Raw genomic sequence first — 6362 nt, forward strand, 5'->3', positions numbered from 1 at the left:
CTATTGGCCATGGATGACGAGGTTATATGGCGGCGCGCCTGGAGCCTGAAAGACCACGGCAAATCCCACACCGTGGTGTTTTCACACCCTCACCCACTTGGCTTTCGTTGGTTACACGAAAGCTTCGGCTCCAACTATCGGATGACGGAAATTCAGGCGGCGATCGGTCTCAGGCAGCTTGAGCGACTGCCTGCCTGGCACGGCCAGCGCGCCACGAACGCCGCCATCCTGACGGCTGCGTTCCAAAACCTTCCCGGTTTGCGGACGCCTGTGCCGCCGCCGCACATTCGACATGCATGGTATCGCGTTTACACTTTCGTGAGGCCGGAGCGGCTGAAGCGGCGATGGAACCGCGACAGGATCATGCGGGCAATCACCGCAGCCGGGGTCGGCTGTTTCAGCGGCAGCTGCTCTGAAATCTATCGCGAGAAAGCCTTCGTCGATCGAGGCTTCGTGCCTGCCGATCCGCTCCCCACGGCAGCCCTATTGGGCGCTACCAGCCTCGCATTCCTGGTGGACCCGTGCCAGAGCCTGACGTCAATGCACCGGACCGCCTCAGTCGTCACGTCCGTGATGCAGCACGCGACCGACGAGTCGAGCTTGGGTGACGATTGGTCGGCTGCAGTCCCCGTCAATACATGGATGCGATTGCCGAAGGGCGAACAGGACGGACGTCCCCGTCCTGGATATGGCGGCAGAGCGGCTCGCCGGGCCGGCGATTAGCGTATACGCGACGGCGCGGGCTAACCGATTGCACTTGCAACCGCGCCAGCCTGGAGAGAAAGAGAGAGAGAGAGAGAGAGTGACATCGGACTTGCCCGGCTCACTTGACGATTGTGCCAAGCCTCAGCAACGCCTGACGCGGAATGGGCGCCGCTTACCGTTAGCGGCGGCAGTTCGCGCTTTTGGTGGGCTCATCCTGCAGGGATGGCGAGAAGAAACAATTCTGCACACCCGTCTCATCAATATAGGGCACCTGCTAACCGGCAGTCTTTTTGGCTCGATCATCGGAATGATCGCCTTCGTCGTCACCGCCCGCGCCCTGGGTCCCACGGACTATGGCGTGCTGGCGCTGGCGTATAGCTACGGTCGGGTGATCCAGCTTTTGGTGGGCTTCCAATCATGGCAACCCCTGATCAAATACGGCGCGGAACTCCAGGAGGCGGGTCAACACGACGACTACCGTTCGCTGCTCAAATTCGGACTGCTGGTGGACGTCGCCGCCGCTGTCACAGCCTTTGTGCTCGCAGTAGGTCTGGTTTTGCTCTTCGGACCGTTGTTTGGTGTCAGCAAGGGAGCCGTGCTGCTGGTTCTGATCTACTCGACGACACTGATATTTCAAATCAACGGGTTCCCAACAGCAGTCATGCGGCTCGCCGGCCGGTTTTGGCTGGTGGCTTACGGATCGCAACTGAACACCATTTTGCGATTGGTGCTGTGCTTGATCGGATTGCTGACAAGCGCTGGGCTTATGTATTTCGTCATTGTATGGACCGTCACTCAAATCTTTGGAGCATTGGTATTCCTGACCCTTGCTTTCGTCGAAATACACCGGCAGGGAGTGCATCATCTGCTGTCCGCGCCGCTCTCCGGCATATCGACACGCTTCAAAGGACTTTGGGCCTTTACGATCGGCAGCAATGTTGAACTGACGATACGTTCCAGTGCCCAGTTCGACACGCTGATCGTAGGCGCCCTAGCTGGACCGACTGCGGCAGGCTTTTATCACATTGCCAAACGCTTGGGCCGCGTCGTTGTTCAGTGCGGGGTTCAGGTCCAAGCCGTCCTCTACCCTGACGTGGCACGCCTGTGGGCAAAACAGGACCTAGCCTCGTTTCGCCGCACGATCCTGCAAATGGAAATACTGCTCTTATCGTTCGGAGTTGCGATGGTGGTGGGCACCTGGCTCTGCATCGAGCCGGTGCTGCGCTGGACCGCCGGCGCAGAATTCATAGCTGTCGCGCCGCTGGCCACCGTGCAGATGATCGCCGTTGGGATGACGCTGAGCGGTAGCGCTGTACGCACGGCCCTGCTCGCGATGGGGCGACAGCCCGCCGTCCTCAAGATAGTGCTTGGCGCAACTTTGGTGTTCCACATCACCGCGCTGACAGCCATCCCCCTGATTGGAGCAATGGGCGCAAACGTCGCCCATGTCTCGATGTCCGCCGTTTGGCTGACCGCCCTAATGCTGGTCTATCGCAAGGCACTAAAAATTTCCTCGACCCCGGTTTTACAACCCGCTTCGCACAAGGGCTGCGATTGACGGACAATTGACTCCAACCCGGTAGCGCGCGGATATCACCAGCGGTCTCACTCGATAGCCGAACTAACCACTTCGTCCCACCGCGCCATTACGCGCTCGCGCGAAAATCGACGGGCCGACTTCGCGGCGGCCTGCCCGAGCGAGATACACAGCGCCTCATTGCCCATCAGCCGTGAAAGCTCTGTGGAGAGCGCTTCGACGTCCCCATTTGGTACGAGCAGGCCATCCTCTTCGTGGGTAACCATATCGCTCGGCCCAAACCGGCAATCGAAAGAAACGACGGGCAGCCCGGCCGCCATGGCCTCCACTAGCACAATACCCCACCCTTCGTAGCGCGACGACAGTACAAAGGCGTCGGCGGTCTCGATCCAGCCCCCCGGCCGTTCACTTACCCCGGGAAACTGCACGCGACTGTCCAAGGCGAGTGCGCACCGCTGTCGTTCAAGCGCGGCACGTTCCGGCCCCTCGCCCCAGATCACCAAGGTCCAATCGGGGTGAGCGCGAGCGATGCGGGCGAACGCCTCCAGCAGCAGGTCAAATCCCTTTTGGGGTACGAGCCGCCCCACCGCCGCGAGAATTCGCTGCCCACGCCGCAAATGCAAATCGACGGGCAAATTTGCCTCGTTCGGGATGACCCAGCTGCGTGGGCGTTGCCGCCGCGGGAAAAGGTCCATCGCCCCATTGGTCATTGTGACCAGGCCAAAAGATGTGGGGTAGAGCTGCTTGCGCATCCAGCCCCAAGCGGCCCCGCAGGTCTGCAGTTCGGAATTGTTGCGTTCCGACACGACCACGGGAATGCCGGTGCCTTTTGCCGCCAGCAACGAAAGGATGTTGGTTCGCGTCAGAAAACTGATGACAACGTCTGGTGCCAGCCGAAGCAACTGGCGGCGAAGCCGAAGCATGCGGTTTGCAGCTAGCCAAGCCCCACGCAGCGGGCCGGTGCGGCGATTTGGGAGGTCGAGGTGGATCACGTCCACGCCCGGATCGATCTTGTAATAGGGCGGCGTGCCACGGCGCTCCAGTGTGATGACCGCGACTTTGCAGCCGCGCTCGGCCCAATGATTGGCGATCGAGCTGACGACACGCTCGCTGCCACCCGCCCCAAGCGCTGGCAGGACGATCACGACACCAACCTGGCGGTTGGCGGCCCAACCTTCTGGCAATGCCGCAGCACTGTCGCCTATACCAGAGCCGTTGATGTTGCCGTTCATTTGTCGCGCTATCATCTGGGTCACCCGACACGAACCACCATAAATCGATTTCCTGGTCGCACGCGTCGCCACATCGCTGACGCAGCTCTGGTCGCTTCCGAGCGCGACTTTTAGCATGGGCATCCGCAGCGAAAAATTCGGTTTTTCCTGACCTGCATTACCGCTTGGATCATGGCTGATTGAGGGGCCACAGTATTGTCGGCCGTAGAGCGGAAGGCAAGAATGCATAATCTTCCTGGGCGTATTTGGCACCGCGCTACGAGGCCGCTCTATCTGGCCACAAAGGCCATGAAGGCCGACGCCTTCCTAGTTTCTTATCCAAAATCAGGCCGGACCTGGTTTCGTTTCGTCCTGTCGAACTATTTTGCCAACGCCTTCAACCTCGGCATCGAAGTCGATCTCCACAGCATGTTCAAAGTGTTACCAAATTTCGACAGAGACCCAGTCAGGGGGCTTCCGGCATTTGCCTTCGGCGAGTTGCAACCCGACATGCCTCTCATCCCGGTAAGTCATTTCGGCTACCAAAGACGGCTGTTTCTAAACCGGCCTGTCATCTTTATGGTACGCGACCCACGCGACGTTATCGTCTCCAGCTACTTTCATGCCACACGCCAGAAGCTCAGCTTCCAAGGCGACATGTGGCAATTCATCGTGGATCGACAGCGCGGCCTGCCTGCCTTGGTACAGTATCTGAACAGCTGGTCGATGGGCGTCGCCAACCGCAAGACCTATGTGCTGAGCTATGAAAATTTGACCTCCGATACCTTTGAGGAAACAGCGAAAGTGCTGTCGTTCCTTGGTTGCAAGGTCAAGTTGCCGGAGCTCGCCAAAGCGGTGGATGCTAGTCGATTCAGTTCCATGAAAAGACAGGAGTTGTCGATGGGACTACCGTCGCACGACTACGACCGAAGTGATGAAGAGAGCCTGCGCATGCGACGCGGCCAAGTCGGCGGATTTGCGGCCTATCTCGATTCCGAACAGATTCGATTGATCGAGGAAACCTGCTTCCGCAAGCTGCGACCCGAAGCAAAGCGGCTGCTGGCTGGCACGGCCATGGCGATTGTATGGCGCGACACGCAGCACCATCGACGGCTTCTTGATGCGCACCCGGGGGCGGCGCATTGACGGCCACTGTAACGACAAACGTCTGCATGGAGACAGGCCTGCCCGCCAGAAGCAGTCGGTACCGCTTGCGTCACACTGATCGGCATTCCGCGACGGTACCGTCCAATAGGCGGATTGGCGGCGACGAGCGATAATGAGATGTGAGCGCCGGCACACGAAGGGAGTTTATGGCAACACTTTCATTGCAATTGGACCGCGGTTCACGGTGAGTCCGGGGGTCATCTGGATGGGGGGATTTCTGAACAAAACTCTATCGTTGCCCCGGCCGTCACGAACTCGTCACTTATTCTGAAAACGCTTTGGCGCCCAGTGCCACAACACGCGGGCAGTAAAGAACGGGGGTGGAAATGGAGGTCCGCGTTTCCAATGTGCGCAAGGAATTTGGCGGATTTCCAGCCTTGCACGATGTCTCGCTCGACATTCGCTCAGGTGAACTTATCGCACTGCTTGGACCGTCGGGTTCCGGCAAGACGACGCTCTTGCGATTGATTGCCGGGCTTGAGCAGCCTACCACCGGCACGATTTTTTTCGGCGAAGAGGATGCCTCGCTAAAGACGGTGCAAGAGCGAAATGTCGGCTTCGTCTTCCAGCACTACGCCCTGTTCCGCCACATGACGGTCGCCGACAATATCAGCTTCGGCTTGAAAGTGAGGCGCCGCAACCGCCCGCCGGACGCTGAGATCAGGCGCTGCGTGTCGGATTTGCTCGACCTGGTTCACCTGACCGGATTGGAAAAGCGTTTCCCAGCGCAGCTTTCCGGTGGCCAGCGGCAACGCGTGGCGCTGGCGCGCGCGCTGGCCATCGAACCGCGCGTGCTTTTGCTCGACGAACCGTTCGGCGCGCTCGACATCCAGGTAAGGCGCGAGCTACGCCGCTGGCTGCGCGAGATCCACGAGAAGACCGGTCATACAACTGTCTTCGTCACCCATGACCAAGGCGAGGCTCTTGAGCTTGCCGACCGCGTCGTCGTGATGAGCCAAGGACGAATCGAGCAAGTTGGCACCGCTGATGAGATCTACGACACGCCGAATTCGCCCTTCGTTTTTTCCTTCGTGGGCGAGTCGAGCTCGTTGCTGGTGCGAGTCGAAAGCGGCGAACTGTGGATCGCCGGCCGCAACATCGGCATTTCGGCGCCCGACGCGCCTAACGGTGAAGCCATTCTCTATTTTCGGCCGCACGACATCGATCTGAAGGAAGGTGCAGATTGCTGCATTTGCGGAACCATGACGGCAATCCGGCGTGTCGCCGGCGCCCGCCTTGTCGAACTGGACGTCGGGGACGGCGGGCAGCGCGTGGAGATCGAAATTCCGGGCTCGCATCCGGACTGTGAGAGGGCGACGATCACCTTCAGGCCAAAGAACTGGAAGGTGTTCCGGCGTCAGACAGAGCATGCTCTTTGTGCAAAACCAAGTTTAACGCACTTGCGCTGTGTCCTTCTCCCTCGTCAGCGCGGACTTCAAAGTGATTCAACGTCGCGTTGCTGACGTTGTGAAAATCCAAACTCAAGGCCAGCCCAGCGAACTGCAATGCAGACTAAGGAGCTTGCACCGGACTGTACGGACGGGCCGCTCGAGAACGTCGATTGGAATAAAGGGGCAGCAAGCGTACTTCGCAACTGGAGCTGGCCGCAAACGGGCGAACGCTTCTCAGCGATGATAGGAGAAGCGGGCCGACGCAAAGTCCTTAAAGCACCGCGACTGGGCCGCGACACGATCACTATGCTTCCGGCATACATTCACCGCAACATTTAAGCCGAGGAAATC

General features: G+C 59.4%; 5 protein-coding genes. 4 read left to right on the forward strand and 1 reads right to left on the reverse strand.

Going from position 1 to position 6362, the window contains the following annotated elements:
• Positions 1–723: DegT/DnrJ/EryC1/StrS family aminotransferase (locus AC1DUU_RS20175; RefSeq protein ID WP_476785178.1), on the forward strand; the 723-nt coding region annotated here is incomplete at its 5' end.
• A gap of 223 nt (positions 724–946) precedes the next feature.
• Positions 947–2263, forward strand: a complete 1317-nt coding sequence (locus AC1DUU_RS20180) for a lipopolysaccharide biosynthesis protein (protein WP_476785182.1) — start codon at positions 947–949, stop codon at positions 2261–2263.
• A 47-nt stretch (positions 2264–2310) separates the two neighbouring features.
• Here the strand turns inward: AC1DUU_RS20180 and AC1DUU_RS20185 are convergent, their stop codons facing one another.
• Entirely contained in the window at positions 2311–3474 is a 1164-nt protein-coding gene (locus AC1DUU_RS20185) for a glycosyltransferase family 4 protein (protein WP_476785179.1), read from the reverse strand.
• Positions 3475–3762: 288 nt separating this feature from the next.
• Here AC1DUU_RS20185 and AC1DUU_RS20190 point away from each other — a divergent pair, with 288 nt between their 5' ends.
• Together AC1DUU_RS20190 and AC1DUU_RS20195 are read left to right on the forward strand one after the other, a co-directional pair.
• Positions 3763–4599 carry a sulfotransferase domain-containing protein gene (locus AC1DUU_RS20190; RefSeq protein WP_476785180.1) on the forward strand — a complete coding sequence of 279 codons (837 nt, stop codon included), beginning with the start codon at positions 3763–3765 and terminating at the stop codon, positions 4597–4599.
• A 347-nt stretch (positions 4600–4946) separates the two neighbouring features.
• Positions 4947–6083 carry a sulfate/molybdate ABC transporter ATP-binding protein gene (locus AC1DUU_RS20195; protein WP_476785181.1) on the forward strand — a complete coding sequence of 379 codons (1137 nt, stop codon included), beginning with the start codon at positions 4947–4949 and terminating at the stop codon, positions 6081–6083.
• Positions 6084–6362 lie beyond the last annotated feature (279 nt).

The sequence above is a fragment of the Aminobacter sp. P4_H6_2 genome, from assembly GCF_056400805.1.

Coding starts and splice junctions, on each gene's coding strand:
- AC1DUU_RS20185 (WP_476785179.1), bottom strand. CDS start 3,474: ATGAACGGCAACATCAACGGCTCTGGTATAGGCGACAGTGCTGCGGCA.
- AC1DUU_RS20190 (WP_476785180.1), top strand. CDS start 3,763: ATGAAGGCCGACGCCTTCCTAGTTTCTTATCCAAAATCAGGCCGGACC.
- AC1DUU_RS20195 (WP_476785181.1), top strand. CDS start 4,947: ATGGAGGTCCGCGTTTCCAATGTGCGCAAGGAATTTGGCGGATTTCCA.